The following is a 25,416-nucleotide window of genomic DNA, read 5'->3' as shown; positions in this document are numbered from 1 at the left end:
TGTTCTCCCAAAGGTGGCCGGATGTAGCGCGAACGACGCTGACGGGAACGCATGGCGCCGGATATGGACGAATTTTGGGTGTTTGGCTACGGGTCGCTCATGTGGAACCCGGGCTTCTCCTTCGAGGAGAAGGCGGAGGCGCATATCTTCGGTTACCGCCGCTCGCTTTGCGTCCGCTCCCATGTTCATCGGGGCACGCCGGAGCGACCGGGTCTGGTCCTGGGGCTGGACCGAGGCGGGTCCTGCCGCGGCATGGCATTCCGTGTCCGGAGCGAGGAACGCGCCGAGGTGCTCGCCTACCTGCGCGCCCGGGAATTGGTCACGCATGTCTACAAGGAGCGTTTTCTGCCTGCGGTGCTGGGGGACCGGCGCCAGGTTCGGGCACTGGGATATGTCGTGGACCGACAGCACGCTCAGTATGCCGGGGTACTGGACGCGCGGGAGGCTGCCGAGATCGTCCGCAGCGCCGTCGGCAAGTCCGGCCCCAACCCCGCCTATGTCCTCAACACGGTCTCCCACCTCCGCGAGATGGGAATTCGCGACCACTGGCTGGAAGGCGTGAGCAGGCTGGTCGATCGGGACTAGCGGCAGCCGCCGGCTCTAAGCCGGGGTCGCGTTCGCCTGCTCCTGCCGCAGTTCCGCGAGGCGCTTCGCGGCGGTCGGCGGTAGCTTGAGGTGCGGATTGGCTTCCACTGTTTCCACGAGGAGTTCGTCGCTTGCCTTCTCCAGCCGGTCGATCAGCGTCTGGTAGAATGTGTCGGGGTCGAGACCGGGCTCGATTGCCGGAAGAATGCGCACCTTGAAATGACCTGGAAAGCGGACCGATCGGCGGCGCGGCCAGAATAACCCCGGATGCATGGCGATCGGCACCACCGGAACCTGAATGTCGCGATAGATGCGCGCGATTCCGTATCGATATTGCGGCTCGGCGCCCGGCGGACGGCGCGTTCCCTCGGGGTAGATGATGAGTTGGCGCCCGTTGTTCATCTCCTGTTTCGTGCGCTCCATCACGCCCACCATCACCTTGCCACGGGCGCCGCGGTTGACCGGGATCATCCGCTGCTTCATCACGTACCAGCCGAAGAGCGGGATCCACAGCAGTTCGCGCTTGAGGATGTAGACCGGGTCCTTCTGCCAGGGGAGGAGCGCGAAGGTGTCCCAGAAAGACTGGTGCTTGGGCGCGAAAATGCAACCGCCTTCCGGAATATTCTCCAGCCCCTCGATCTCGAAGGTTGTGCCGACGATCTTCTCCATCAGCCAGTGATTGGAGAGTGCCCAGTTCTTGGGGATCCGGAACGCCTTCTTGCGCGGCAGGGCGAAGTAGACCGGCGTCAGGACGATCATCTGAAGGATGAGGTTGGCATAGAATGCCATGTTGAACAGGATGGAGCGAACCATCAGCATGCAGGATTTCCTCGTGGACCAAGGCTGCCTACACGAGAACGGCCAGCAGCAAAAGCGGCCAGATGCAAGTATGGAAGGCGGGCTGGGCTCAGAGCGTTGCCTTGAAACCTGACGCTTCCGATTTCTCTCCGGTACGCAGGCCGGTGCGGTGGCCGAGCCCGACCCAGTCCCGCACGTTCGCCGCGAGGACCTTCACATATTCCTGCATCATGGTGCGGACCACGTCCGGCTCAGCGAACCAGGCCTTGCGGGTCAGGTCGGAATTCACCACCGGATAAGGGATAAAATCAGTTACCGGATCGGCCCGGCGCAGTTCGTGAAGGCTACGGGGCATGTGATAGTTCTGGGTGACCACCAGTACGGTGGCGAAGCCGTTGTCATTAATCCAGCGTGATATCTCGTTGGCATTGCCGATCGTGTCGATCGCGTCATAGCCGATGTCGACGCAGCACGAGAAGAGGTCGGGTGGGGTCTGCGTCATCTTCTGGATCTGTGCCGGGCTGGTGGAAGGGTGCGCGCCCGAGATCAGCAGCCGTTTTCCCGCTCCGTCACGCAACAGGCCCATGGCCTGGTCGATGCGCTGATAGCCACCCGTCAGCACCACTATCGCGTCGGCCTTCACTCCCTCCGGTGGCTGTAACGAAGCGACCGAGTCAGCGAACCAGAGGAAGCCGCCCAGGATCGTTGCGATCACCATCAGAGAACCCGTGATGATCCAGCGCGCAACCCGCCTCAGCCTGCTGCTCCGGGAAAAGAGCTGCGTGGCAACACGTCTGCGCGGACTGTCAGGCAGGCGTTCCCCCTTTGATGGACGAGTCGTGCTCATGCGAAAGTGAATAGACCGAGTCCCACGTCATGAACAGGGTTTTGTCTCCAGCCTCTGCCCATCCGTCACGACGCGGGAAGGCCGTCGGATCTCGCCGGATCCGAGCGTATGAGGTCGATTTCGTCGATCGTGCGCATCACCGTCAGGCGTGCTGTCAGTGTCGTCAGGAGGGCGATGACGACCATTGTCGCAAGGATGCCCAGATAGCCGCTCCATCCAAGCGAGAACGTTCCGAACAGGGCCATCGTCTGGTCGCTTTCGGGGGTCGCGCGGGCATTGGTCTGCCAGATCCCCAAGGTGGCAAACAGGACTGCTGCCAGTGCGCTCCCGGCGGCCGATCCCTTCAGGCTGATCTTGAGGAAATGCTTCTGGAATTCCCGCGCCACGAAGCCGCCTTCGGCTCCGACGAAATGAAGGACCTCGACGATGTGGCGATTGCCCGCGATCACGCCGCGGGTGGCAAAGATCACGGTCAGGACCATTGCCGTGAAGACAAGGACCAGGACGCCGGTTCCAATCATCACCGTAGTGCTCGCCATGGAGACGAGTCGGTCGACCCATGTGCGGTGATCGTCGAGAAAGGCCTCAGGGAGTTCCTGCGCCAGCAATTCCCGCATCTCTCCAAAATCGGGCGGGTTCTCTTCGTCGATGGTGATGACGACCAATCGCGGAACCGGCAGTTCCTTGAGATCGAGCCCGGCACCGAGCCAAGGCTCCAGAAGTCGCGCCGTTGCGCCATCGTCCAGTATTGTTCCCGCCTCGGTGCCGACAAAGCCGAGTGCAAGATCCTTGGCTTTCTGCAGGGCCGCATCCATGTCCAGCCCTTCAGCGGGCTTGATCTGGATGGTGATCTCCCGGGAGATCTGGCTTTGCCAGCCTGCGGCGGTCGCCCGAACCATGCTGACGGCGCCGAAGGTAAGGCAGGCGAGGAAGGCCATGATCGCGATGACGACAATTAGCGCATTGCCCTGAATATTGGAGGGGGGCAGGATGGGGGCCGTCGGGCGGACACGCATCGTCGCACGCTGCTGCGTCGGTCTTTGTGCCGGATGGGATCGCGTCATCTCATTCATAGATGTCGAGCTGCCCTTCCGTCAGGATCATGCGACGCGCATCAACCTGATCCATCAGCGCGAGGTCATGGGTTGCGATCACGACAGCGGTGCCCAGCCGGTTGAGTTCGAGGAAGAGCGAGAGAAGCCGCTTGGCCATGGGCGGATCGACGTTGCCCGTCGGCTCGTCGGCCAGCAGGATTTCAGGACGATCGATCAGGGCGCGGGCGATCGCCGCGCGCTGCTTCTCTCCCCCGGACAGGACGGGTGGCAGGACGTTGATACGCTCCCCTAGACCCACCCATTTGAGGAGTTCGATGACGTCGTTGCGATAGCTGGCTTCCTGCTTGCCCCGCACGCGCAACGGAAGTGCGACGTTCTCGTAGGTGGTCAGGTGGTCGAGCAGGCGGAAATCCTGGAACACGATGCCGACGCGCCGGCGCAGCATCGGCAACTCGTTGCGGGGTATCTGCGACAGGTCGCGGCCGAACATGCGGATCAGGCCGCGGGTCGGCTGCAGCGACATGAAGAGCAGTCGCAGAAGTGTCGTCTTCCCGGCGCCCGACGGCCCGGTGAGGAACTGGAACGACCTCTTCGGGATATCGAAGGTCATGTCCCGAAGAATCTCCGGGCCCATCCCGTAACGGAGGCCGACGTTCTCGAAATGAATCAAAAGGAAACCCAGGTCCCGTGTTGCGCCGCCCTTGCAACCAAGGTCATGCGATCTTCTATCGCCACCGGATTAGGTCGTTTTGAGGGCCGCTTTTGCGAAGCATTAACCATTTGAATTTACGACTGGGTAGGATTCGATTCAATGCCAAGTTTTCCCATGTGGGTGAACGCGGCACTCAGGGCCCCGGCAGGCCGGAGTCCGGAAAGGCGAGCGATGACGGTCATCGATATCCTGCCCCCCGAACCGAGATCGGCCCGCAGACGGTTCAGCCATGGCGCCACCGGCAATGTAGCGGATGCGAGCTTTGTAACGGTTCCTGCGGCATCGAGCCGATCCGGTCCCGTAGCCGAACGTCCGACCCCGCCTCGTCCTCGTTCCACCCGTCACGTCGCCGCCCAGGAGAAGCCGTCTGCCGGAGCCGTCCTGGCGTGGGTAGAGCGTGGGCTCATGAATCTCTCTGCCGATGTGTTCGCAGCGATCGTTGCGGCTCTATGCGTTGCAGTGTTCGGTTTGGCTGGTGGATTTGCCCTGTTCGTGAGCGAGTCCGCGCCAGCAGAGCCGCCAGGCCTTGACCTGACGCACGTGAACCTCACGCCCCAGGATGCGAACGGCATGTCGCTTCTCCTGATTACAGGGATCGTCAAGAACAACAGTGACGTGCCGCTCGAGGCGCTGCCGATCCGCGCAGACCTGGTCTCGGGTGATGCCACGGTTGCCAGCACCGTCATCCAGCCACCCGTCGCAGCGATCGAGGGCGGCGAGAGCCACGGCTTCTCTGCACGCATTCCGCATCCTGGTGGAAAAATGCCGGAACTGCGGCTTTCCTTTGCATCGGCGGGTGCCTCGGCGCCATGATTATGCTATCGGCGGCCTTCTGAACCAGTCAGGAGAGCCCCATGCCCGTCGTTCGCGGCAAGATCATTGAGCCGCTCTACACCGCGGAAGCCATCGCCGAACGCAATCGTTCGATTGCCGCGGAGATCGCCAAGGGTCCTACCAAGGACCTGCTCGTCATCGCGATCCTGAAGGGCTCCTTCATCTTCGCCGCCGATCTGATCCGTGCGCTGCACGATGTCGGTCTGGCGCCGGAAGTGGAGTTCATCACGCTCTCGAGCTATGGAGCGGGTACGGTCTCGCAGGGCGTGCGCATCGTGAAGGACATCGACAGCGACGTGAAGGACCGCGACGTCCTGCTGATCGACGATATCCTCGAGTCCGGGCGCACGCTGCTGTTTGCCAAGCAGATGCTGTACGAGCGCGGCGCCAGGAATGTCTCGATCGCGGTGCTCCTGGACAAGAGCGTAAAGCGCAAGGAAGAGCTGGAGGCGGATTACGTCGGCTTCGAATGCCCGGATTATTTCGTGGTGGGCTACGGGATGGACGTCGCCTACGCCTTCCGCGAACTTCCCTTCGTGGGCGTGGTTACCGGAGACGCCCTCGGCGAGAGTTAGCCGTCAGCGATCCGCATATCGTTAACCATCTCGGGAGTGCTGGAGGAGGCTGTTTACTCCTCGAAAAGGAAAGTCTGGTGATTTGCTCCCGTAATGAGACAGAATGGGGGACGTCGAGCGCCATGGCCAAGATCCTGATAACCGAGGATGAGGATTCCCTGCGCATGTTCGTTGCGCGAGCCCTTCGTCTCGACGGGCACGAAACCCATGAGGCGGGCGACGGCGCAGAAGGGCTGGAAAAGCTCGGGGAGACCGAATTCGACCTCTTGCTGTCCGACATCCGCATGCCCGTGATGGATGGTATCGAACTTGTCCATCAGGCGGCGTCGCGTCACCCTGGTCTCAAGATCCTTCTCATGACCGGTTATGCAGAACAGCGGGAGCGCGCCGACGATCTCGCCGAGAAGATAATCGATGTTGTCCAGAAGCCCTTCGCCCTTCCGGAAATCCGGCGGGCCGTGGCGCGCGCACTATCCGAGCAGCCACAGGCGGCCTGACGGGCTAGCGTATTTCCAGCAAACGCTCCAGGTAACGGCGCTCGATCTCACCCGCTGACGGTGCCGGGAACTGTTCCTGGATCGCGGTGCCCAGTTTTTCGCGAATGGCCTCCAGGATCCGCCGCGCCTGCTGCACGTCGATCTCGTTTGGCACCTTCACCTGATCGCCGAAGTCGGGACCCTGGGTGGCGCGTGGGCGTCCCAGCGGATCCCGGCCGTTCTGGTTGCCCTGCGAGACCTCGCCGGCGCCTTCACCCTGACCTTGGCCCTGTCCCTGCTGCATGGCCTGCATCATCTGCTGCATCATATCCTGGGCGCCCTGACGCAGGGCGTTGAGGGCATTGCCCTGGCCCTGAACGGCCTGCTCGCCTTCGCCCTGGCCGAGGGCCTCGCCGGCATTGCCCATTTCGCGCTCCGCCTCTCCGAAGCCCTGGCCCGGCTGCATGCCGAGCTCCTTGAGACCCTGCTGCAGTTCCTGGAGCTGCTTGCCGAGGCCTTCCTGCTGGGCTTGCAGATTCCTCAGCGCTTCCCGCAGCTGTTCAGCGGTCATCTGGTCGGTGGGCGATCCTTGTTGTCCCTGCTGCTGCTCGTAGGGCTGTTCTCCCTGCTGCCCGGGATCGCCGCGCTGCATGCGGTCCCGCAAGGCCTGCTCTAGCTGAAAGGTCTGGTCCATCAACCGCTGCTGTTCCTGCATGATCTCGCCGAGCTTGTCGATCTGCTGGCGCATCTGGCTGTTCTGCTGTTGCCCCTGCTGGCCTTGCTGCATGCGACCGGCCTGCAGGTTGTTCATCATCTGCTGCAATTGCGAGAGCATTTGTTGGGCCGCATCACGGTTGCCAGACCGGGCCAGATTCTCGATCTGGTCCAGCATGTTCTGCAGGTCGCGCTGGCGCAGCATGTTCTGGGCTTGCATGTCCTGGGGCGCGCGCGGGCTGTTCTGCAGGCGCTGGGCGAGCTCTGACATGAATTCCTGCATGGCTTGGCGGAGCTCGTCCATGAGCCTGGCGATCTCTTCGTCGCTGGCGCCGTTCTTCAAGGCCTCGTTCAGGGCATTCTGGGCATCGCGAAGGCGTCGCTCAGCCGCGGAAAGATCGCCGTCCTCGATACCGAGTGCGATGTCCCAGAGGTAGTCGGCCGTCTCCTTCAACTGTTCCTCGTCGCGCGCAAGCTCCATGCGTCCATGCGCCGAACGCAGAAGCAGGAAGTGCGACAGGTTCGGGATGGTCTCATCCGGTCGCAGCGTCAGCGCCTCGTTGAGTTCGAGCGCCCGCGGCACCTGCCTGCTGTCCAGGGAGAAAACCTGCCGCTGTTCGACAACCGCCGCCGCCAGCGGCTCCGAGAACGGCCGGGCGGGCAGCACCATTTCGTAAGGCTGGCTACGTCCCGTCTGACCTGCCCCGTCCGTCGCCAGCAATGTAATCCTCACCCGCTTTCCCGAAAGCGGGTGCTCGGTCAGGTCACGGCTTGTGAGCCCCTTGACCTCTTCCGAGCTACGTCGCGGCAGGTCGAGCTGGAAGGTCGGGAGTGGGTAAAGGGGAGTGGCGTCCGCTTCCGGTGCGTCGACCGGTTCGATCAGTGCCTGCGCTTCGCGAATGCCGTAATCGTCCTTACCCTTGAAGGATATCTCCAGCGCGCCGTTCACGGCGCGACGCGGCTGCTTGTCGAAAGCGATCTCCGGCGGTTGGTCGGGGATGACGTCAAAGGTCCAGGTCTGCCCATTGATTGCGAGTTCACCGCTGCCATCGAGCGTCATCAGGTAGGTCCGCCTTTGCGGAAGCTGGCCTGGTTGACCGGCGGCCGGAGCGCCTTGCTGCTGCTGTGCCTCGTCCGTTGCCTTCTCCCTCGCGGCGGCGATCTCTTCGCTCACCAGAGCGACGGGTTCCGCTTGTGAGGCAGGTGTGTAGGTTACGACTTCCTGGCCGTCTCCACCGGTCAGGCGGACGGTCAGTTGCGAGTGCTGTGGCAGTGACAGGTCAGTCGTGGCGCCGTTAGCCCCGCCCGTCAGGAAGATTGGCGCACGTCCGGTATAGGAGGGTGGAGTCAACCACGCATCAATCCGCAGGTCGGGGGCAGAGTCGGCTGGCGCAGAGGTTGGCCGAAAGGCGTCTGCGATCGTTCCTGCTCCGTTGGAGAAGGAGAAGCCGAATGCGACGACCAGCAGGAGAGCGGGGACAGCGCGCAAGGCATGGCGGTCGTGACGCGCGATATCGGGCTGTGGCAGGCCTGCATCGAGAGCTGCGATCCGTTCCGCCATGCGGATCTGGTGCTCCTTCCACAGCGCGCGCGCGAAGAGGGTGTCGTGGGAGAGCGCATCATCCTGAACGGCGACCGGCTGGTGCGGCAGGTGGTTTCGCTCCTCCAGCAGGCGGTCGGCATCCGCGGATGCGGGCCAGCGAAGCCGAGCGATCGGCAGCAGCGTAGCGGCAAACCCCACGCCGAAGACGACCAGCAGGGCCCAGCGGACCATATCCGGCATGAGGCGGAACAGGCCGAACCATGCGAAGGCGAGGAAGAGCGCAGCTACACCCAGCATGGGCAGGAGGCGCGGCATCAGGCGCTCAATGAAAAGCACGGAGCGAGCGAGGGAGCGCTTCCAGGCCACTCGCCGGGCAAGTCCGGGAAGGGCGTCGAAGGCACCTTTGCGGATATTGCGCATGTCATCCGTCTCCTGTGGCGGCGCAAGATGCGGGCGTGCCGAGAGCGACGCTGCCTTCGAACCAAGATAGCGATCTTTATGGCGAAGACGAGAGCGGTCCTGCGGCGAGCGGCAGAAATCCGTCCGCTTCCTGCAATTGTGAACAGGACGAGATAAGGCTCAGGCGAGCCAGCCGGGTACCGAGTCCAAGCCGATCAGGTCCTCGTAGCTTCCGCGCGGACGTATCACGTGGAAGTCGCTGCCCCTGACCAGCACCTCCGGAACCAGAAGCCGTGAATTATAGGTGCCCGCCTGCACGGCGCCATAGGCCCCGGCGGAGCCTACGGCAATCAAGTCCCCGGGCTTCGGCGCCGCCATCTCCCGATCAAGCGCAAGATAGTCACCCGTCTCGCAGACGGGTCCGACAATATCGCCTCTGATTCGTGGCGCGCTGGCCGCGGCCGAAATCACCGGGCGTATCTCGTGATAGGCGTCGTAAAGCGTCGGGCGGATGAGATCGTTCATGGCGCCGTCGACGATGACGAAGGCCTTTTCGCCGCCGTCCTTGATGTAGATGACCTCGGTCACGAGGATGCCGGCATTGCCGACAATGAGCCGGCCGGGCTCGGTGACGATCTTGCAGTCCAGCGAACGCAGCTGTCGCTTCACCGTCTCGGCATAGGCGTCGGGAAGCGGCGGTGGATCATTGTCATCCTTGTAGGGGATGCCCAGGCCGCCGCCGATATCGACATGGTCGATCCTGTGGCCGTCGGCGCGTAGTGTATCCACAAGTTCGCGCAGCAGCCGGAAGGCATCCTCGAAGGGCTGCAGATCGGTGATCTGGCTGCCGATATGCATGTCGATGCCAGTGACCTCTATGCCGGGCAACTGGGCGGCATGCGCATACACGGCGCGGGCGCGCTCATAGGAAATCCCGAACTTGTTTTCCTTCTTGCCCGTGGAAATCTTCGCATGGGTGCGCGCGTCGACATCGGGGTTGATGCGGAAGGAGACATGGGCGCGGGTACCTTTACGCTGCGCCCGCTGGTTCAGGACTTCGAGTTCCGGCTCGGATTCGACGTTGAAGCAGTAGATGCCTGCCTCGAGTGCCAGATCCATTTCCGCCGCGGTCTTGCCGACGCCGGAGAACATGATGCGGCTTGCGGGGATGCCGGCCGCCAGCGCCCGGCGCAGTTCACCTCCGGACACTACGTCAACCCCGGCTCCGAGGCGCGCGAGCGTCTTCAGCACCGCCTGGTTGGAATTCGCCTTCATCGCGTAGCAGACCATCGCGTCGACATCCGCGAACGCCTTGGCGAAGACGGTGTAGTGGCGCTCCAGGGTTGCGGTGGAGTACACGTAGAAGGGGGTGCCGACCGCCTTGGCAATCTCGGGAATCGGCACGTTCTCGGCGTGCAACACGCCATCAATATAGTGAAAATGGTTCACGGCTGTTGTCGCTCAGAGTAGAGGATCGAGCAGGAAGCGCTTCTCGGGAACCGGCTCCGGCTTGCGGTCGTCCCCCGTCTTGCGGATGTTCTGCTGCTCGACAGGAGTGCTGGGGCGGTCGAGATCACCCTTGCGGCCGCATCCGGACAGGACGATGCCGGCCACCGCCAGCGTCAGGGCGATGCCGCCAGATTTTTGCACGAGCTTCGACATTCCGTTTCCTTCATCAACCAGCCTGCGCTGGTGTCATAGCGGAGTTCCCGCCGCTTGTGCAGTCATTCCGCGGTCATTTCGATGGCTAGTTGCGGGCGCGCCACCAGGCAATCTGCTTGCGCACTTCCGACGGGCCGGTGCCGCCGAAACTGGTACGGCTTGCGACCGACGCATCGACCGACAGGACGTCAAAGACCTTGTCGGTGATGGCATCATGGATGCCCTGGAGTTCCGCCAGCGAAAGTTCCGCGAGGTCGCAGCCCTTCTGCTCGGCAAGCGCAACGGCCCGGCCGGTCACGTGGTGGGCGTCGCGGAACGGCAGGCCCGCCTCGCGCACCAGCCAGTCGGCGAGGTCGGTGGCGGTCGAGTAGCCGGACCCGGCTGCAGCGCGCATGCGGTCGGCGCGGATGGTCATGTCGCGCACCATCCCGGTCATCGCGGCAATCGCGAGTTCCAGGTTTTCCGCGGCATCGAAGACCTGTTCCTTGTCTTCCTGCATGTCCTTGGAGTAGGCGAGCGGCAGGCCCTTCATGACGGTCAACAGTGCGACGAGCGAACCGTTGATGCGTCCCGTCTTGGCGCGGACCAGTTCGGCCGCATCAGGGTTCTTCTTCTGCGGCATGATTGAGGAGCCGGTCGAAAATGCGTCCGACAGGCGGATGAAGCCGAACTGCGGCGTCGACCAGATCACGATTTCCTCGGCAAGCCGTGAAAGGTGCATGGCGCAGATTGCGGCAACCGACAGGAATTCCAGCGCAAAATCGCGGTCGGACACGGTGTCGATGGAGTTGCGAGTGGGCTCGCGGAAGCCAAGCGCCTCAGCCGTCATGTGCCGGTCGATCGGGAAACCCGTGCCGGCGAGTGCCGCGGCGCCGATCGGGCTTTCGTCCAGGTGTTCGATTGCGTGGCGCACCCGCTGCCTGTCGCGGCCGAACATTTCGACATAGGCCATGCAATGATGGCCGAAGGTGACTGGCTGCGCCGTCTGCAGGTGGGTGAAGCCGGGCATGACGGTATCGGCGTGCTCGTCGGCTCGGTCGAGAAACGCGGCGATCAGGCCGGTCAGCATGAGTTCGGTCTTGCTCAGTTCTTCCTTCACCCAGAGGCGAAAGTCGAGCGCGACCTGGTCGTTACGGGAACGCGCCGTGTGGAGCCGTCCGGCGGCTGGGCCGATCAGAGCGGCAAGCCGTGCCTCCACGTTCATGTGGATGTCCTCGAGCTTGCGCGAGAACTCGAACTGGCCGCTCTCGATCTCTGACAGGATCGTGTTCAGCCCCTCGACAATCTTGTCTTTATCTTCGCCGGAAATGATGCCTTTTGCAGCAAGCATGGTCGCATGCGCCATTGAGCCGCGGATGTCCTGGGCGTAGAGCTTCTTGTCGAAGCCGATGGAGGCATTTATCTCCTCCATGATCGCATCCGGGCCGGAGGCGAAGCGACCGCCCCACATCTGGTTGGAGGATACCGCGTCCTTCGTGCCGTCAGCCATGATGCATACGTCCTGGAGTGCTAGATGACGAACAAGAGACCGCTTGGCCTTCCCTCCGCCAGATTGATCGTGATCGCCGCCGTGGCCGGGCTGATTGCCGGCGCCGTGGCGGTATACGTGAGGAACACCGGGTCTGGCAATGGCGAGGTCGCCGCCGACGCTGGCGCGTGCGAGGGCACGGTGGAACTTGCCCGGACGGTCGACGAGTTCGCGCGGGGTGAGGTTGCCGCCATGGCCGCCGCCACATCGCCGCGGCTGATCGACCTTTCGTTCAAGGGGCCTGCGGGGCAGGACCTGAAGACGACCGATTTTGCAGGCAAGACCGTGCTGCTCAATCTCTGGGCGACGTGGTGCGGCCCGTGCCGCGAAGAGATGCCGGCTCTCAACAATCTGCAGAAGGAGATGGGCGGAGAGGATTTCGAGGTCGTCGCCGTCAACATCGATACGGGCTCAGACGAAAAACCGAAGGCATTCCTGGAAGAAACCGGGGTGGATGCGCTCGGCTATTACCGCGACAGCACGATGGGCGTCTTCAATACGATGAAGAAGGAAGGGCTTGCCTTCGGTCTCCCGGTCACGCTGATCCTCGACCGGAAGGGCTGCCTCGTCTCCGCCATGAACGGCCCTGCAGTCTGGGACAGCACAGACGCCAAGGCATTGATCACGGCCGCAAAGGGTTCCTGACGCCTCAGCGCGTCGGGACCGGCGTTTCGCCGCGGTAGTCATAGAAGCCGCGGCCGGATTTGCGGCCAAGCCAACCCGCTTCCACATACTTTACCAGTAGCGGGCAAGGGCGGTACTTGGAATCCGCCAGACCGTCGTGCAGCACCTGCATGATCGACAGGCAGGTGTCGAGTCCGATGAAGTCGGCCAACTGCAACGGTCCCATCGGGTGGTTTGCACCGAGCTTCATGGCCGTGTCGATGGCCTCGACCGAGCCGACGCCTTCATAGAGGGTGTAGATCGCCTCATTGATCATCGGCAGCAGGATGCGGTTGACGATGAAGGCCGGAAAATCCTCGGCAACCGTGATCGTCTTGTCGAGCGTCGAGACGAATTCCTTGGCGGTGGCGAAGGTCGTTTCTTCGGTCGCGATGCCGCGAACCAGTTCCACCAGCTTCATGACCGGCACCGGATTCATGAAATGGATGCCCATGAAACGTTCCGGGCGGTCGGTCGCAGAAGCGAGGCGGGTGATGGACAGGGACGATGTGTTGGTGGCGAGCAGCGCCTCCGGCTTCAGGATCGGGCAAATCTGCGCGTAGATCTTGCGCTTGACGCTTTCGTCCTCGGTAGCCGCCTCGATCACGAGGTCCATCGGCGCCAGGTCGTTGAGATCGGCCGAGCCACTGATGCGTGACAGCGCCGCCTTGCGATCCTCGTCGGACAGCTTGCCGTTCGTGACCTGCCGGGCAAGGTTGCCGTTGATGGTTGCCAAGCCTGCCTCGATGCGGTCCTGCGAGAGGTCGTAGATCTGCACCTTGTAGCCCGCGATGGCAGCGACATGTGCGATGCCGCATCCCATCTGCCCTGCCCCGATCACACCGACGTTCTGAATACTAGCCAAACCCATGGACCTGCTCCCGAGGCGTCCGGCGGCGCCTGCTTTGATGCCGGCCCCTCAAAGGGCCGGCCTGTCTTACTTGGCCGACTGGCGTCAGTTCTAGCGTTTTTCGCAGGTGCGAAGCAACGACTAAAGCGACTTCTGGAGTTCCGGCAGAAGTTCGAACAGATCACCGACGAGACCGTAGTCGGCGACCTGGAAGATCGGCGCCTCCTCGTCCTTGTTGATGGCGACGATGACCTTGGAATCCTTCATGCCGGCGAGGTGCTGGATCGCTCCGGAAATGCCGGCGGCGATGTAGAGGTCCGGTGCCACGACCTTGCCCGTCTGGCCAACCTGCCAGTCGTTCGGCGCGTAGCCCGCATCGACTGCCGCACGCGAAGCGCCGACTGCGGCACCCAGCTTGTCGGCAAGCGGAAGGATCACTTCGTTGAACTTGTCGGCGGAGCCGAGGGCGCGGCCGCCCGAAACAATGATCTTAGCTGAGGTCAGTTCCGGACGTTCGGAGGACGCGATGGCATCGGAGACGAAGCTGGAAAGGCCAGGATTGGCGGCTGCCGAAACCGTCTCGACCGAAGCCGAACCGCCTTCGCCGACAGCCGGGAAGGCTGCGGTGCGCACGGTGATGACCTTCTTGGCATCGGTCGACTGCACCGTCTGGATGGCATTGCCGGCATAGATCGGCCGCTTGAAGGTGTCGGCAGAGACCACTTCGATGATCTCGGAAACCTGCATGACGTCCAGCAGTGCTGCTACCCGCGGCATGACGTTCTTCGCGGACGCTGTCGCCGGAGCGATGATGGTGTCGTAGCTGTCCGCCAGCGACACGATCAGGTCGGCCAGCGGCTCGGCGAGACTGTTGGCAAGGTCTCCGCTGTCGGCGAGCAGGACTTTAGAGACGCCGTCGAGCTTGGCGACCGCATCGGCGGCAGCCTTTGCGCCGGAGCCGGCGACGAGGACGTGGATGTCCCCACCGATCGAATTCGCCGCGGTCAATGCCTTGGCGGTCTGATCGGAAACGCTGCTGTTGTCGTGTTCTGCCAGAAGAAGAATGGCCATATCTTTGTCTCCCTGTTCTTCCGACTTAAAGCACGCCGGCTTCGGTCTTGAGCTTCTCGACGAGCTCGGCAACGGTCTTCACCTTAATGCCGGCCTTGCGGCCGCCCGGCTCCTCGGTCTTCAGCACCTTGAGGCGCTGCGCCGTGTCGACGCCGAAATCGGCCGGCGTCTTCTTGTCGAGCGGCTTCTTCTTTGCCTTCATGATGTTCGGCAGCGATGCATAGCGCGGCTCGTTGAGACGAAGGTCGGTGGTGACGATTGCCGGCAGCTTCACGTCGATCGTCTGCAGGCCGCCGTCGACTTCGCGCGTTACCTTGGCGGATCCGTCGGCAAGCTCGACCTTGGATGCGAAGGTCGCCTGGCCCCACTTCAGGAGGGCGGCGAGCATCTGGCCAGTCTGGTTGCTGTCGTCGTCGATTGCCTGCTTACCCATGATGACGAGGCCAGGAGCTTCCGCTTCGGCGACACCCTTGAGGATCTTGGCAACAGCCAGCGGCTCGACCGTTTCATCGGTCTCCACCAGGATTGCCCGGTCGGCACCCATGGCGAGCCCGGTGCGCAGGGTTTCTTCGGCCTTGGCGGGACCGATGGAGACGACCACCACTTCCTCGGCCTTGCCAGCTTCCTTCAGCCGCAGGGCTTCCTCGACCGCGATCTCGTCGAACGGGTTCATCGACATCTTGACGTTGGCAAGTTCGACGCCGGTGCCATCGGGCTTGACGCGGATCTTGACGTTATAGTCGACCACTCGCTTCACAGGTACCAGGATCTTCATGGGGTCCTTCCTTGACTTATGGAGCCGCACGAATGCAGCCTCTCCCGTTCGTCCTCTAGTCAGTGGGCGACATGGATACCCATTTTTTGCGCGATTACAACGTGGTTTTGGGCCGCAACGCGTGCGCTTTGATCATACCGCTATGACTGCCGTCTATGGTTGGCGCGAACCGACGAGGGGTACGGTGGCGCGGGTTTCGACCGCCTTGGGAATAACAATCTGGCGATCGAACAGCGGCACGCCCTTCCGTCGCATGAAGAGGACGAGGATTGCTCCTGCCAGGATCCCGCCGACATGGGCGCCCCAGGACACCATGCCGTCCAGGTCGATCGCCAGCATGGCGAACTGCTGCAGCAGCCAGAGCGTCAGCGGAATGAAAGCTGGCAACGGCAGCGGTATGCGGAACAGTACCAGCACCCAGAGCCGAACGCGCGGATGCAGGATGAAATAGGCGGCGACGACGCCGGATATGGCCCCGGACGCGCCGATTAGCGGACCCTCCGATGCCGGAGCGATCACCGCATGCAGCGTTGCGCCTGCCGCAGCACAGAGGAGATAGAAGACCAGGAACCGGACATGTCCGAGCGCATCCTCGACATTGTCGCCGAAGACCCACAGGAAGACCATGTTCGAGGCCAGGTGCCAGAAGTCCAGGTGGATGAAAGCATAGGTGACGTAGGTCAGGCTCGCCGGAACCAGGACAAGCTCGGGATCGAGGTAGGCTTGGTCGGAGGCGATGGCGGGGATGAAGCCGAGGCCGAGCGCCGCCAATTCACCTGTCATCTCCGGCGTTATCGCCGTGAAAGCCCAGACTGCCAAATTGGCGAGGATCAGCGCGATCGTCACATACTGGGCGCGGATGTGCTTCAGCGTGTTGGCATCATGGATCGGGATGAACATGGATGCCGCTTGCCTCTCGTTACCGATTCTTCCCCGGTACCCACAGCACATCGGCCTTGCCGTCGTCATTGGCGTGGCGGGCGGCGACGAACAGGAAGTCGGAGAGCCGGTTGATGTATTGCAGCGCCGGTTCGGCGACAGTTTCTCGCCGCGACAGCTCCACCATCAGCCTTTCGGCACGCCGGGACACGGTTCGGGCCAAATGCAGGGCGGCCGCAGCCGAAGATCCGCCCGGCAGGACAAAGGAGCGTAGCGGCTCGATCACCGCGTTCAGTTCATCGATTTCGTTTTCGATTCGAGTCACCTGGGCTGGTACGACGCGCAGAGGCTCGTACTCAGGGTTCTCCTCGACCTCCGGGTTGGCGAGGTCCGCGCCCAGGTCGAAGAGGTCGTTTTGGATGCGCGCCAGCATAGGATCGAGCTTCTGCATGCCGGACGTATGGAGACGCGCCATGCCGATGACCGAATTCGTTTCGTCCACCGTGCCATAGGCTTCGACGCGAAGGTCGTGCTTGTCCCGCCGCGGGCCGCTGACCAGCGAAGTCATACCCTTGTCGCCGGTGCGGGTGTAGATCCTGTTGATCCTGACCATATCTATCGCCCGCCGCCGGTGATCCAGAGGGTGAGCATGATGAGCACGATGGCAACCGCCTGGAGCATAAGCCGCAACTGCATCAGCTTGTTCGACTTGTTGGCATCGGTTCCCTTCATCATGTTGAACAGCCCGCGGATCAGGACGAGGACAACAAGGCCCATCACGATGACGGTGAGGATGGTGGTGAATGTGGACATTCGAGATGTTGACCTTTTCGTTGTCAGTCCAGCCGGCGCATCAGGCGGTAGAAGAGATCGGCCGGGAGGAGCCGCTTGAGCAAGGCTCCCTGCTTGGCGGGTGTCGTGACCAGATAATGTGGTTTGGGGCGGGATGCGGTCAAGGCATGCGTCAAGACGTCGTAGACCGCTTCGGGACCGAGCCTGTGTCGGTTTTTGGGGCCTGTGCCGCTCAGGCGGGCAAGCTGGCGCTTGTATTCGGCCGAATGCGCCGAGTTCTCCAGGTCGACATGTTCCTCGATCTTCGCCAGCGCATTGGCCGTGAAGCGCGATGCGATCGGTCCGGGTTCGATCAGGCTGACGTGGATGCCACTGCCTTCGAGTTCCATCCGCAGGGTCACTGTCAGGCCCTCAAGCGCATACTTCGAGGCGGTATAGGCGCCGCGGTAGCGATAGGGCAGAAGCCCGAGAATGGAGGAGCAATTGACGATCCGCCCATGGCCCTGTCGGCGCATGAGCGGAATGACCTGGCGGGTCAGCTCGTGCCAGCCGAACAGGTTGGTCTCGAATTGCTCGCGAAGGACATGGGTCGCGAGATCCTCTACGGCGCCGGGCTGTCCGTAGGCGCCGTTGTTGAAGAGGGCGTCGATCCGGTCGCCGGTGCGCTGCCGCACGACCTCTACCAGCGCCGCGATTGTCTCCGGCTTCGTGTAGTCCATCAGTAGGGCTTCGATGCCGTCCGCCTCAAGGGAGGCAAGATCCTCTGTCTTGCGGACCGTAGCAAAGACCCGCCAGCCGTCCCGCTTGAGGGCGCGGGCGCAATGGGCGCCGATGCCCGAAGAGCAGCCGGTAATGATGATCGATCTCTGATGCGGCATGAAAGGGTCCTGTACAAGGTGCCCGTGCATCCCATATTTCGGAGGCAGTGACAACGGAGCCCATCTTGGCCGAGAAGAAGAGCAGGATCCGCGGGCTGGGGCTCGCCTGGAAGGTCGCCTATGATGCCTATTGCCACTTCAACGAGGACGATGGCTGGGCCATGGCGAGCCATGTCGCACTGTCCGGCCTGCTTGCCCTGTTTCCCTTCCTGATCTTCGGTACCGCGCTTGCAGGGTTCCTCGGCGCAGACACGTTTTCCGAAACCGCAGTGCATCTGCTTTTCGACACCTGGCCCCAGGACATTGCCGATCCCCTGTCGCGGGAGATCGAGCAGGTACTGACGATCCCGCGTGGCGGGCTTCTCACGCTGTCGGTGCTTGCGGCCGCCTACTTCGCGTCGAATGGCGTGGAGGCCCTGCGGGTTTCGCTGAACCGCGCCTACCGGGTCAGCGAGACGCGGGCCTGGTACATAACGCGTCTCGCAAGTCTCGGCTACGTCATCGCGGCCGTCATCATCTTCGCCGTCATCAGCACCCTGCTGGTGGCGGTGCCCGTCGCTCTCCATTATGGGGAGCGCTTCTTTCCCTGGCTGCAGGATCTCCTTCGCGCCGCATCCGATTGGGGGCTTTACGGTACGGTTCTGGTGCTGATGGGCGGGCTCATCCTGTCGCACAAATGGTTGCCGGACGGGCACCGGCGGATCATCGACGTGCTGCCCGGTGTCGTGGTGACGCTCGTCCTTTGGACGATCGGAGCTCTGATATTCGCGTCCTACCTGGCCACGTTCGCAAACTACGCGGCGACCTACGCGGGCCTGGCGTCCGTCATGATCGTGCTCGTCTTCCTCTACATGGTGGGCGTGATCTTCATGCTGGGCGCAGAGATCAATGCGGCGCTCATGAAGTATCGCGTCTACTCGGTTGTCGTGCATGCGCGCCGCAGGCGCAACAACCGAGACAGCCGGATCAAGGATGCCTCAGAGCCCGATCCGTCGGCGAATGTCGGCGGGTGAGGCGCCGGCGGCCCTGAGTGCCGCGAGCCCCGTCGACTGCTCGCTCTTCGAGAGCTTCCGGCCATCCGGCCCGAGGATCAGCCGGTGGTGGTGATAGACCGGCTCGGGAAGACCCAGCAGTTCCTGCAGCAGCCGATGTACCGAGGTTGCATGGTAGAGGTCGACGCCGCGGACCACGTGAGTGATCCCCTGCAGTGCATCGTCCACCACCACCGAGAGATGATAGCTCGACGGCGCATCCGAACGTGACAGGATGACGTCACCCCAGGCCGCAGGGTCCGCCTGCATTTCCTCTTCGCAGCCTTCTCCCGTCTCCCGCCATGTGAGCGGACGGGCGACCCTTGCCAGCGCCTCTGCCATGTCGAGACGCCATGCGTGCCGGCTGCCTTCCGCCAGCAGGCGCCGACGCTCCGTCTCGCTCCTCTTACGGTCGGCGTCCGGATAAAGCGGCGATCCGTCCGGGTCGCGAGGCCATACCTCACCGACCGCCTCATGCGCGGCAACGGCGGATTTCACGTCGCCGCGGGTCATGAAGGCGGGGTAGACAAGCTCCATCTCCCTCAGCCGATCCAGCGCCGCGCCATAGTCGCCAAAATGCTCCGACTGGCGGCGGACCGGTTGCTCCCATCGAAGTCCCAACCAGGTAAGATCCCTGTAGATGGCTTCCTCATGATCCGGCGTGCAACGGGCGAGGTCGATATTCTCGATGCGTAGCAGAAAGCGCCCGCCGACCGCCTGCGCCATCTCATGGTTGAGAATGGCGGAGAGCGCATGCCCGAGATGCAGGGGGCCGTTTGGACTGGGCGCAAAACGGAAGACGGGTCTTTGACCGGGTGGTGCGAGCATGGTTTCTTCTGGCATGAAATCCGTGGCGGGACCACAGGGACAAAACATGCGCATCATCTGCAACGAAATCGACATTCAGGTCGGCCTCGCGGCGCTGGCGTCACTCGACCCGCGGCTGGTGCCGGTAATTGAGGCTGCCGGTCCCGTGCCGCTGAGGTTGGCGGAGGCAGGCTTTGCCGGGCTAGCTTTCATCATCGTCTCGCAGGTGGTCTCGAAAGCGAGCGCCGCGGCGATCTGGAACCGCATCCGCGCGGCGGGACCAATCACGGCCGAAACCTATCTTGGCCACCAGCCCGAAACGATTGCCTCCTTCGGCCTGTCGCGCGCCAAGGCAGCCACGCTCGCTCATGTCGCCCGAGCAGTGGCCAACGGTGAGGTCAACCTGGAAGAAGTCGCGCGGATGGAGCCTTTCGCTGCGATGGCGAAGCTGACGGCGCTTCACGGGGTGGGACCATGGACGGCCGAAGTCTATCTGATGTTCTGCGGCGGCCATCCGGATATATTTCCGTCAGGCGATGTCGCCTTGCAGGCCGCCGCCGCCCATGCTTTCGGCCTGCCGGAAAGGCCATCCTCCCGGGCGCTTGCGGAGATGGCGGAGGCTTGGCAGCCATGGCGTTCGGTCGCGGCCCGACTTCTATGGGCCTACTATTCCACCAGCATTCGCAAAGATGTGGCCCCAGTTGCGGGTTAACTACTGCCCACCACTGTTATTTCTGCTTCACAATTCTGTGGCAACGGACCTAATATAAAACTGCAGATGCCGAATCGGTAAGGAGTACCCCTTGACGATTGCAGTCTCTCCCCAGGCCTTGCCGGCGCTCGTCCTGAACGCCGACTACCGGCCGCTGAGTTATTATCCCTTGTCGCTGTGGTCCTGGCAGGACGCGATCAAGGCCGTATTCCTGGACCGTGTGAACATCATCGCCGAGTACGAACATTCCGTCTCGTCGCCCAGCTTTTCCATGCGCCTGCCGAGCGTCGTCAGCCTCAAGACCTATGTGCAGCCCACTCGCCACCCGGCCTTCACCCGGTTCAACGTCTTCCTGCGCGATCGCTTCGAGTGCCAGTACTGCGGTTCCCGCGACGAGTTGACCTTCGATCACGTGATCCCTCGGGCGCATGGCGGCCAGACCACTTGGGAGAACGTCGTGGCTGCCTGTTCTCCCTGCAACCTTCGCAAGGGCAGCAAGCTGCCAAAGCAGGCCGGCATGTTCCCACACCAGAAGCCTTATCCGCCGACGGTGCAGGACCTTCACAACAATGGCCGGCTCTTCCCGCCGAACTACCTGCACGAAAGCTGGATGGACTATCTCTACTGGGATACCGAACTGCAGCCTTGAAGGCGTTCAGGCCGTCTTCTTCGACGCGCCGAGGAAGGCGACGGCAGCCAGCATCACGCTCGCAATCACGTTCCAGCCGGCGAACGACAGACCAAGTACCCGCAGCGATGCCTGCGTGCAGGATGGGCCGTGAAAGGCGTTCAGATCGTCCAGGAGGCTGCCGGCATTGGTTGTGATGCCGGGCGAACTGGTGGCGCAGGTGGCCGGACCCTCCCAGAACCCCCACTCAACGCCCGCGTGATATACACCCATGCCAGCACCCACGATCATCATCACACCGATGAGCGCGAGCAGGCTGCGAGTAACCCATGCGGGTGCACGAAAGCTGGCGGCCATGATCGCAGCGATACCGACCGGGATTCCGTAGTAGTAGGGGTCGCGTTGCAGCAGGCAGAGCGCGCAGGGGATGTAGCCGCCGATGTGCTCGAAGGCGAGCGCTCCGACAACGGTCGCCACCATGCCAAGGGTCACCGCGGAAGCGTAGATCAAGGGGCGGGAAAAGGTGGGGGAGCGGATTCCGGATGTCATGCACGTCTCCAGGCCGAAGGGCCAATCAAGGTCGTCGCTCATTAGAACATCGGACCGAGCGGCGCAATTCTCCCGCGCTTCGCATGAGGGTGACCCTCACACATCTGCGTGAGACGGGGCTCTGGATGGTCAGTTAGGATGGTGCCCCGTGCCGGAATCGAACCAGCACTCCTTTCGGAACCTGATTTTGAGTCAGGCGCGTCTACCAGTTCCGCCAACGGGGCACGGAAGGTATGGAATGGCCTCTATCATGGGCTCGCGCTGCTGCGCAAGTGAGGAGGTAGCCGGTAGCGCGGACGCTTCAGTGCGCTTCTGGCACAGCAGTCCATCCGACAGTGGCGAAGCGTTAGTGATCATGGCACTGCGGAGGGTGCGGGCGAAACCTTCTCCACGCGACGGTGGTTCCCTCCATGCCCGTGATGGTTGCGGGTCTTGTATGGAGGAATGACCATGAAAGTCAGGAGAAGTATGCTTCTCGTCTCCGCTTGCCTGATCTTGCCGGCTCTCGGGCCGGCGGGTGCGCAGGAAACGGGAGTGTCGGTGGGTGGCGTCAGCGTCGGTGTAGATACCAGCAACGGCCTCGGGGTCGGGGCTTCGGTCGGCGGTAGCAACGGCGTGAACGCAAGCGCGAACGTCGGAGGTAGCAGCCTCGCCGACGTGGATGCTACCGTGGGCGGCGCCGATGGCGTAAATGCGAGTGTCGATGCGGATATCAGCGATGGTGTCGATGTGGATGCAACCGCCTCGATCGGCGGCTCGAACGGGGTCAATGCCGGCGCCGGGGTGCGGGCCGGTGGAGGTTCGGGCGTCGGCGCCGATCTCGATATCGGGATCGGTGGCGCCGGCCCGGGTGCGGGCGGGCCGGGCGCCGGAGGTGCCGGTGCCGATCTGACCCCGGCCCAACGCGAGGCCTTCAACGCCATGTCAGAAGACGAGCAGCGCCGGCTGCTCAACCGTTGCGGTGACCTGCTCTCGAGTGGCACCGACGCCGAACTGGCAGCCTTGTGCCGGATGCTGCGGATGACCGCGCAGCGTTAGGCCACGATACGCATGATGATGGGCCAAGGGGGCAGCCACGGCTGCTCCTTGTGGCCGCGGCCTGCTGGTGCTAGCAGATTGCAACGCTGAAAACGCGACACAGGCCCCATGCTGCTTCCAAACGCTCGATCTTCCTACGACGAAATCCTCCGCAGTTTTGAGTGGCGCATCCCGACCAGGTTCAACATTGGCCATATGGTTTGCGATGCGTGGGCGGAAAAGGAGCCGGCGCGCATCTGCCTGCAGCACTTCAGTCCCGATGGCCAGCACCTCGCCATGGCCTATGGCGAGCTTCGCGAAAAGTCCTCTGCGCTCGCAAACGGATTAGATTCCCTCGGGATATGCCGCGGCGACCGGGTGGCGCTTCTGCTGCCGCAGGGCTTCGATACGGTCGTTGCCCATGTGGCGATCTACAAGCTCGGCGCGATCGCACTGCCATTGGCACTGCTGTTCGGCGAAGAGGCACTGGAGTATCGGCTGCGTGCATCGGAAGCAGTGGCAATCGTGACCAACGCGTTCGGCCTGCCGCGCTTGCAGGCGATCCGCGCGAAGCTGCCGGCTCTGCGGCATCTCGTCGTCGCGGGAGGGACCGTTGCCAGGGATGGTACGCTGGCGTTCGATGAGCTGCTGGATCAGCATCCATCGCGGTTCGAGGTCGCGACGACCGACCCTGACGCCCCCGCACTGATGATCTTCACGTCCGGCACCACCGGACCGCCCAAGGCGGCGCTCCATGGCCATCGGGTGCTGGCCGGCCACATTCCCGGTTTCCAACTGGGACATGAGTTTGCCCCACAGGAGGGGGATCGCATCTGGACGCCCGCAGACTGGGCCTGGGCCGGCGGCCTGTTGAACGTGCTCCTTCCGGCGCTGATGCTCGGCATTCCGGTAGTCTCCTCGCCGGCGCAGAAGTTCGACCCTGACATGGCCTTCCGCATCATCGCCGAGATGGATGTCCGCAACGCCTTCATTCCGCCGACCGCGCTTCGCCTGATGAAGTCGGTCGCCGCGCCGCGTTCCCGTTACGAGCTTCACCTGCGAACGACTACCTCGGCGGGCGAGGCACTCGGACGAGAGACCTATGAGTGGGCCCGCAACGTCCTCGGCGTCACCGTCAATGAGCTCTATGGCCAGACAGAGTGCAACTTCGTTCTCGGTTCCTGTGCTGCACTCGGCGTGACCAAGGCGGGTGCTATCGGGAGGAGCGTGCCGGGGCATCACGTGGCCGTCCTCGATGAACGGGGCCTGGAAGTCGCCGATGGCGTCGAAGGCGAAATCGCCGTCAGGGCGCCCGACCCGGTGATGTTCCTCGGCTACTGGGACGATTCGGCTGCGACGGAGGCAAAGGTCAGGAACGGTTGGCTACTGACGGGCGACATAGGGCGCCGGGACGCGGAAGGCTTCGTGGAGTTCGTCGGACGCGACGACGACGTCATCACGTCGGCAGGTTACCGGATCGGCCCGGCGGAAATCGAGGATTGTCTCAGCGGCCACCCCGCCGTCCGGCTCGCTGCCGTGATCGGCAAACCGGATCCGCTGCGCACGGAGATCGTCAAGGCCTATGTCGTTCTTCGCGAGGGGCACGAGCGTAGCGAACGCCTCGCGGCCGAGCTTCGCGACTGGGTCAAGCACCGGCTGTCGATGCATGAATATCCCCGGGAGGTGGACTTCGTCGATGATCTGCCGCTGACGACGAGCGGCAAGGTAATCCGCCGGATGCTGCGCCTGCGCGCGGCGGCGGAATGAGCCCTATTCAGGTCGCCTGGCGATCGACAGGATCTTCTGCCGTAGCAGACGTGCCATGTTTCGCGTGCTCCGGTACATGTGGAGCTGGGTCGCCACTTGCCGGACATCCTTGTCGGCATTGTGCGTGAGGCCGATCACCAGCGTCCCCATCTCCTCGCGCTCCTCCCATATCCGGCTCATGATGGAGTGGTCGGCGGTCGCGCAGGAATCGGTTCGCAGGATATTGGCATCATCGAGGTGCCATTCGGTCAGCTTCATCATGAGCAGCTTTCCGGGGGACCATGCGGCAAATTCCTCGTCGTAAGTCGTCTTCCAAGTATAGGCTTCGCCGGCCATGACGAAGACAATGAGGGAAGCGATCGCGCGGCCGTCGAGCTCGAGCGTATGGATGCGGACGGCATCGATCTCGGCGAGATTGGTGATGGCCTCGCGGGCAAAGGCAGCGCGGTAGCGGTCGTTGATGAGGGCGGAGCGCTTGCGCCCCTTCCATCCGGCTGCCTCCAGCGCCAGGAATTCCTCCATGCGGAGCCGGACCTCTTCCGGTTGACGGGCGACCGTATAATTCAGCTGCCCGTGCTCGGCGAGCCGGCGCCATTGGCGCTGCATTTCCCGGTAATGGTGAGGAGAGACCGCCCGCTTGAGGTAGGTCTCCGGAGCCTCGACGCTTTCGAGCATGGGACGTGTGCCCGGTTCAGCAAGCGTCACCGGCAGGTCGCGGCCCACCGCAACGGCCCGCGCCAGCTGGGCGAAACGTCCGTTTACGCGGATCTGGGGCAGAACAAGCACGGAAGGAAGCTGCATGTCCGGTCGCGAAAGACCGTCCAGAAGGTTGTCGATCGTCTCTGCTGCACCCTCCGCATCGACCAACGGCGTTCCCAGAGGCCCGAAAGGATTCGCCCACGCACGGGTGATCGCCGGGCCGATCGAAAAGCCGGGTTTTTCGATCGTGAAGGGCATCAGCAGCCGCATACGGCTGCGCCCCTCGTTCTCGTCGCGGAGGACCGCAAAGCGGACCTGTTTGTCCTCTATCCGTGGCATTGCCGGCGCCAGCAGACGGGCGCTGAAGAAGATGTTGGGTTCCATAACCCGGTTGGAAAGGAATTCGAGCTCCTGCTGGAGGTCGTAGCCTAGCGAGGCGGGGTAGACGCAGAGTTCCCGTCCCGGGCGTCCTACTTCGGTCTGTTGGTCTGCGCGAGGCCGTTCTGCCTGCAACTCCGGCACCAGAGGCGGTGTCCAGAGAGGAACTGCGGGATCCATGGTCCGGCGGCT

Annotated in this window: 28 protein-coding genes and 1 tRNA gene; 10 read left to right on the top strand and 19 right to left on the bottom strand. The window is 63.0% G+C overall.

Annotation, left to right across the window (positions count from 1 at the left end; translation table 11 throughout):
- Positions 1-51: 51 nt before the first annotated feature.
- The gene (locus tag FN060_RS00275; RefSeq protein WP_142586383.1) at positions 52-585 is read left to right on the top strand and encodes a gamma-glutamylcyclotransferase; all 534 of its coding nucleotides are present in this window, start codon (positions 52-54) and stop codon (positions 583-585) included.
- Positions 586-600: 15 nt separating this feature from the next.
- On the opposite strand, the gene FN060_RS00270 is transcribed toward FN060_RS00275, so the two are convergent.
- The 4 genes from FN060_RS00270 to ftsE all read right to left on the bottom strand — a co-directional run bounded on the left by FN060_RS00270 (position 601) and on the right by ftsE (position 3,955).
- Entirely contained in the window at positions 601-1,404 is an 804-nt protein-coding gene (locus FN060_RS00270) for a lysophospholipid acyltransferase family protein (protein WP_077549404.1), read from the bottom strand.
- Positions 1,405-1,492: 88 nt separating this feature from the next.
- Complete coding sequence (locus tag FN060_RS00265) at positions 1,493-2,230, bottom strand: YdcF family protein (protein ID WP_077549405.1); 738 nt, start codon at positions 2,228-2,230, stop codon at positions 1,493-1,495.
- Positions 2,231-2,295: 65 nt separating this feature from the next.
- The gene (locus FN060_RS00260; protein ID WP_077549406.1) at positions 2,296-3,303 is read right to left on the bottom strand and encodes a cell division protein FtsX; all 1,008 of its coding nucleotides are present in this window, start codon (positions 3,301-3,303) and stop codon (positions 2,296-2,298) included.
- Positions 3,296-3,955, bottom strand: a complete 660-nt coding sequence (gene ftsE, locus FN060_RS00255) for a cell division ATP-binding protein FtsE (RefSeq protein ID WP_077549407.1) — start codon at positions 3,953-3,955, stop codon at positions 3,296-3,298. The genes FN060_RS00260 and ftsE overlap by 8 nt, the downstream gene beginning before the upstream one ends.
- Positions 3,956-4,168: 213 nt before the next feature.
- Here ftsE and FN060_RS00250 point away from each other — a divergent pair, with 213 nt between their 5' ends.
- From FN060_RS00250 to FN060_RS00240, 3 genes are all read left to right on the top strand, one after another.
- A complete protein-coding gene (locus FN060_RS00250; RefSeq protein WP_077549408.1) occupies positions 4,169-4,810 on the top strand; it encodes a hypothetical protein in 642 nt (213 codons plus the stop codon).
- Between the two features lie 41 nt (positions 4,811-4,851).
- A complete protein-coding gene (gene hpt / locus FN060_RS00245) occupies positions 4,852-5,406 on the top strand; it encodes a hypoxanthine phosphoribosyltransferase (protein WP_077549409.1) in 555 nt (184 codons plus the stop codon).
- A gap of 122 nt (positions 5,407-5,528) precedes the next feature.
- The gene (locus FN060_RS00240) at positions 5,529-5,903 is read left to right on the top strand and encodes a response regulator (protein WP_052640310.1); all 375 of its coding nucleotides are present in this window, start codon (positions 5,529-5,531) and stop codon (positions 5,901-5,903) included.
- Positions 5,904-5,907: 4 nt separating this feature from the next.
- On the opposite strand, the gene FN060_RS00235 is transcribed toward FN060_RS00240, so the two are convergent.
- The 4 genes from FN060_RS00235 to argH all read right to left on the bottom strand — a co-directional run bounded on the left by FN060_RS00235 (position 5,908) and on the right by argH (position 11,689).
- Positions 5,908-8,559 (bottom strand): TIGR02302 family protein, encoded by a 2,652-nt coding sequence (locus FN060_RS00235; RefSeq protein ID WP_142586382.1) that lies wholly within the window; start codon positions 8,557-8,559, stop codon positions 5,908-5,910.
- Between the two features lie 159 nt (positions 8,560-8,718).
- Positions 8,719-9,987 carry a diaminopimelate decarboxylase gene (gene lysA / locus FN060_RS00230; protein WP_142586381.1) on the bottom strand — a complete coding sequence of 423 codons (1,269 nt, stop codon included), beginning with the start codon at positions 9,985-9,987 and terminating at the stop codon, positions 8,719-8,721.
- Positions 9,988-9,999: 12 nt separating this feature from the next.
- Complete coding sequence (lptM, locus tag FN060_RS00225) at positions 10,000-10,200, bottom strand: LPS translocon maturation chaperone LptM (protein WP_142586380.1); 201 nt, start codon at positions 10,198-10,200, stop codon at positions 10,000-10,002.
- Between the two features lie 85 nt (positions 10,201-10,285).
- Positions 10,286-11,689 (bottom strand): argininosuccinate lyase, encoded by a 1,404-nt coding sequence (gene argH / locus FN060_RS00220; protein WP_142586379.1) that lies wholly within the window; start codon positions 11,687-11,689, stop codon positions 10,286-10,288.
- Positions 11,690-11,713: 24 nt separating this feature from the next.
- Here argH and tlpA point away from each other — a divergent pair, with 24 nt between their 5' ends.
- Positions 11,714-12,373 carry a thiol:disulfide interchange protein TlpA gene (tlpA, locus tag FN060_RS00215; RefSeq protein WP_142586378.1) on the top strand — a complete coding sequence of 220 codons (660 nt, stop codon included), beginning with the start codon at positions 11,714-11,716 and terminating at the stop codon, positions 12,371-12,373.
- 4 nt (positions 12,374-12,377) lie between these two features.
- On the opposite strand, the gene FN060_RS00210 is transcribed toward tlpA, so the two are convergent.
- The 7 genes from FN060_RS00210 to FN060_RS00180 all read right to left on the bottom strand — a co-directional run bounded on the left by FN060_RS00210 (position 12,378) and on the right by FN060_RS00180 (position 17,636).
- Complete coding sequence (locus FN060_RS00210) at positions 12,378-13,262, bottom strand: 3-hydroxybutyryl-CoA dehydrogenase (RefSeq protein ID WP_142586377.1); 885 nt, start codon at positions 13,260-13,262, stop codon at positions 12,378-12,380.
- A gap of 120 nt (positions 13,263-13,382) precedes the next feature.
- Positions 13,383-14,312 carry an electron transfer flavoprotein subunit alpha/FixB family protein gene (locus tag FN060_RS00205; protein ID WP_142586376.1) on the bottom strand — a complete coding sequence of 310 codons (930 nt, stop codon included), beginning with the start codon at positions 14,310-14,312 and terminating at the stop codon, positions 13,383-13,385.
- A gap of 25 nt (positions 14,313-14,337) precedes the next feature.
- Positions 14,338-15,087 carry an electron transfer flavoprotein subunit beta/FixA family protein gene (locus tag FN060_RS00200; protein WP_142586375.1) on the bottom strand — a complete coding sequence of 250 codons (750 nt, stop codon included), beginning with the start codon at positions 15,085-15,087 and terminating at the stop codon, positions 14,338-14,340.
- Positions 15,088-15,240: 153 nt separating this feature from the next.
- Positions 15,241-15,987 carry a rhomboid family intramembrane serine protease gene (locus FN060_RS00195; protein WP_077548719.1) on the bottom strand — a complete coding sequence of 249 codons (747 nt, stop codon included), beginning with the start codon at positions 15,985-15,987 and terminating at the stop codon, positions 15,241-15,243.
- A 19-nt stretch (positions 15,988-16,006) separates the two neighbouring features.
- Positions 16,007-16,579 carry a cob(I)yrinic acid a,c-diamide adenosyltransferase gene (locus tag FN060_RS00190; protein ID WP_077548718.1) on the bottom strand — a complete coding sequence of 191 codons (573 nt, stop codon included), beginning with the start codon at positions 16,577-16,579 and terminating at the stop codon, positions 16,007-16,009.
- 2 nt (positions 16,580-16,581) lie between these two features.
- On the bottom strand, positions 16,582-16,779 hold the full coding sequence (locus FN060_RS00185) for a twin transmembrane helix small protein (RefSeq protein ID WP_052640291.1): 198 nt from the start codon (positions 16,777-16,779) through the stop codon (positions 16,582-16,584).
- A gap of 23 nt (positions 16,780-16,802) precedes the next feature.
- Entirely contained in the window at positions 16,803-17,636 is an 834-nt protein-coding gene (locus tag FN060_RS00180) for an SDR family oxidoreductase (protein ID WP_142586374.1), read from the bottom strand.
- A 65-nt stretch (positions 17,637-17,701) separates the two neighbouring features.
- On the opposite strand from FN060_RS00180, the gene FN060_RS00175 reads away from it, so the two are divergent.
- Positions 17,702-18,649, top strand: coding sequence for a YihY/virulence factor BrkB family protein (locus FN060_RS00175; RefSeq protein WP_077548717.1), 948 nt, complete (start codon positions 17,702-17,704; stop codon positions 18,647-18,649).
- Here the strand turns inward: FN060_RS00175 and gluQRS are convergent.
- Positions 18,614-19,495: a tRNA glutamyl-Q(34) synthetase GluQRS gene (gene gluQRS / locus FN060_RS00170; protein WP_244665644.1), complete on the bottom strand. Its 882-nt coding sequence runs from the start codon at positions 19,493-19,495 to the stop codon at positions 18,614-18,616. The genes FN060_RS00175 and gluQRS overlap by 36 nt on opposite strands.
- On the opposite strand from gluQRS, the gene FN060_RS00165 reads away from it, so the two are divergent.
- Together FN060_RS00165 and FN060_RS00160 are read left to right on the top strand one after the other, a co-directional pair.
- Positions 19,494-20,186 carry a DNA-3-methyladenine glycosylase family protein gene (locus tag FN060_RS00165; protein ID WP_395516398.1) on the top strand — a complete coding sequence of 231 codons (693 nt, stop codon included), beginning with the start codon at positions 19,494-19,496 and terminating at the stop codon, positions 20,184-20,186. The two genes, gluQRS and FN060_RS00165, sit on opposite strands and share 2 nt — an antisense overlap.
- Positions 20,187-20,277: 91 nt before the next feature.
- Entirely contained in the window at positions 20,278-20,835 is a 558-nt protein-coding gene (locus FN060_RS00160; protein WP_142586371.1) for an HNH endonuclease, read from the top strand.
- Positions 20,836-20,841: 6 nt separating this feature from the next.
- Here the strand turns inward: FN060_RS00160 and FN060_RS00155 are convergent, their stop codons facing one another.
- Together FN060_RS00155 and FN060_RS00150 are read right to left on the bottom strand one after the other, a co-directional pair.
- On the bottom strand, positions 20,842-21,363 hold the full coding sequence (locus tag FN060_RS00155; RefSeq protein ID WP_142586370.1) for a disulfide bond formation protein B: 522 nt from the start codon (positions 21,361-21,363) through the stop codon (positions 20,842-20,844).
- Between the two features lie 139 nt (positions 21,364-21,502).
- Positions 21,503-21,587 (bottom strand) — tRNA-Leu (locus tag FN060_RS00150).
- Between the two features lie 226 nt (positions 21,588-21,813).
- Here FN060_RS00150 and FN060_RS00145 point away from each other — a divergent pair.
- Positions 21,814-22,401, top strand: a complete 588-nt coding sequence (locus FN060_RS00145; RefSeq protein WP_244665642.1) for a hypothetical protein — start codon at positions 21,814-21,816, stop codon at positions 22,399-22,401.
- 108 nt (positions 22,402-22,509) lie between these two features.
- Positions 22,510-24,147, top strand: coding sequence for an AMP-binding protein (locus tag FN060_RS00140; RefSeq protein WP_142586369.1), 1,638 nt, complete (start codon positions 22,510-22,512; stop codon positions 24,145-24,147).
- A gap of 3 nt (positions 24,148-24,150) precedes the next feature.
- Here FN060_RS00140 and FN060_RS00135 read toward each other — a convergent pair whose 3' ends face one another.
- Positions 24,151-25,404 (bottom strand): GNAT family N-acetyltransferase, encoded by a 1,254-nt coding sequence (locus tag FN060_RS00135; protein ID WP_244665668.1) that lies wholly within the window; start codon positions 25,402-25,404, stop codon positions 24,151-24,153.
- Positions 25,405-25,416: the final 12 nt, after the last annotated feature.

Origin of the sequence: Pseudorhizobium halotolerans (assembly GCF_902153235.2) — a bacterium.
Lineage (GTDB): Bacteria > Pseudomonadota > Alphaproteobacteria > Rhizobiales > Rhizobiaceae > Neorhizobium > Neorhizobium flavum.
The sequence above is the reverse complement of the archived record's forward strand: the minus strand, read 5'-3'. Positions and strand labels throughout refer to the sequence as shown.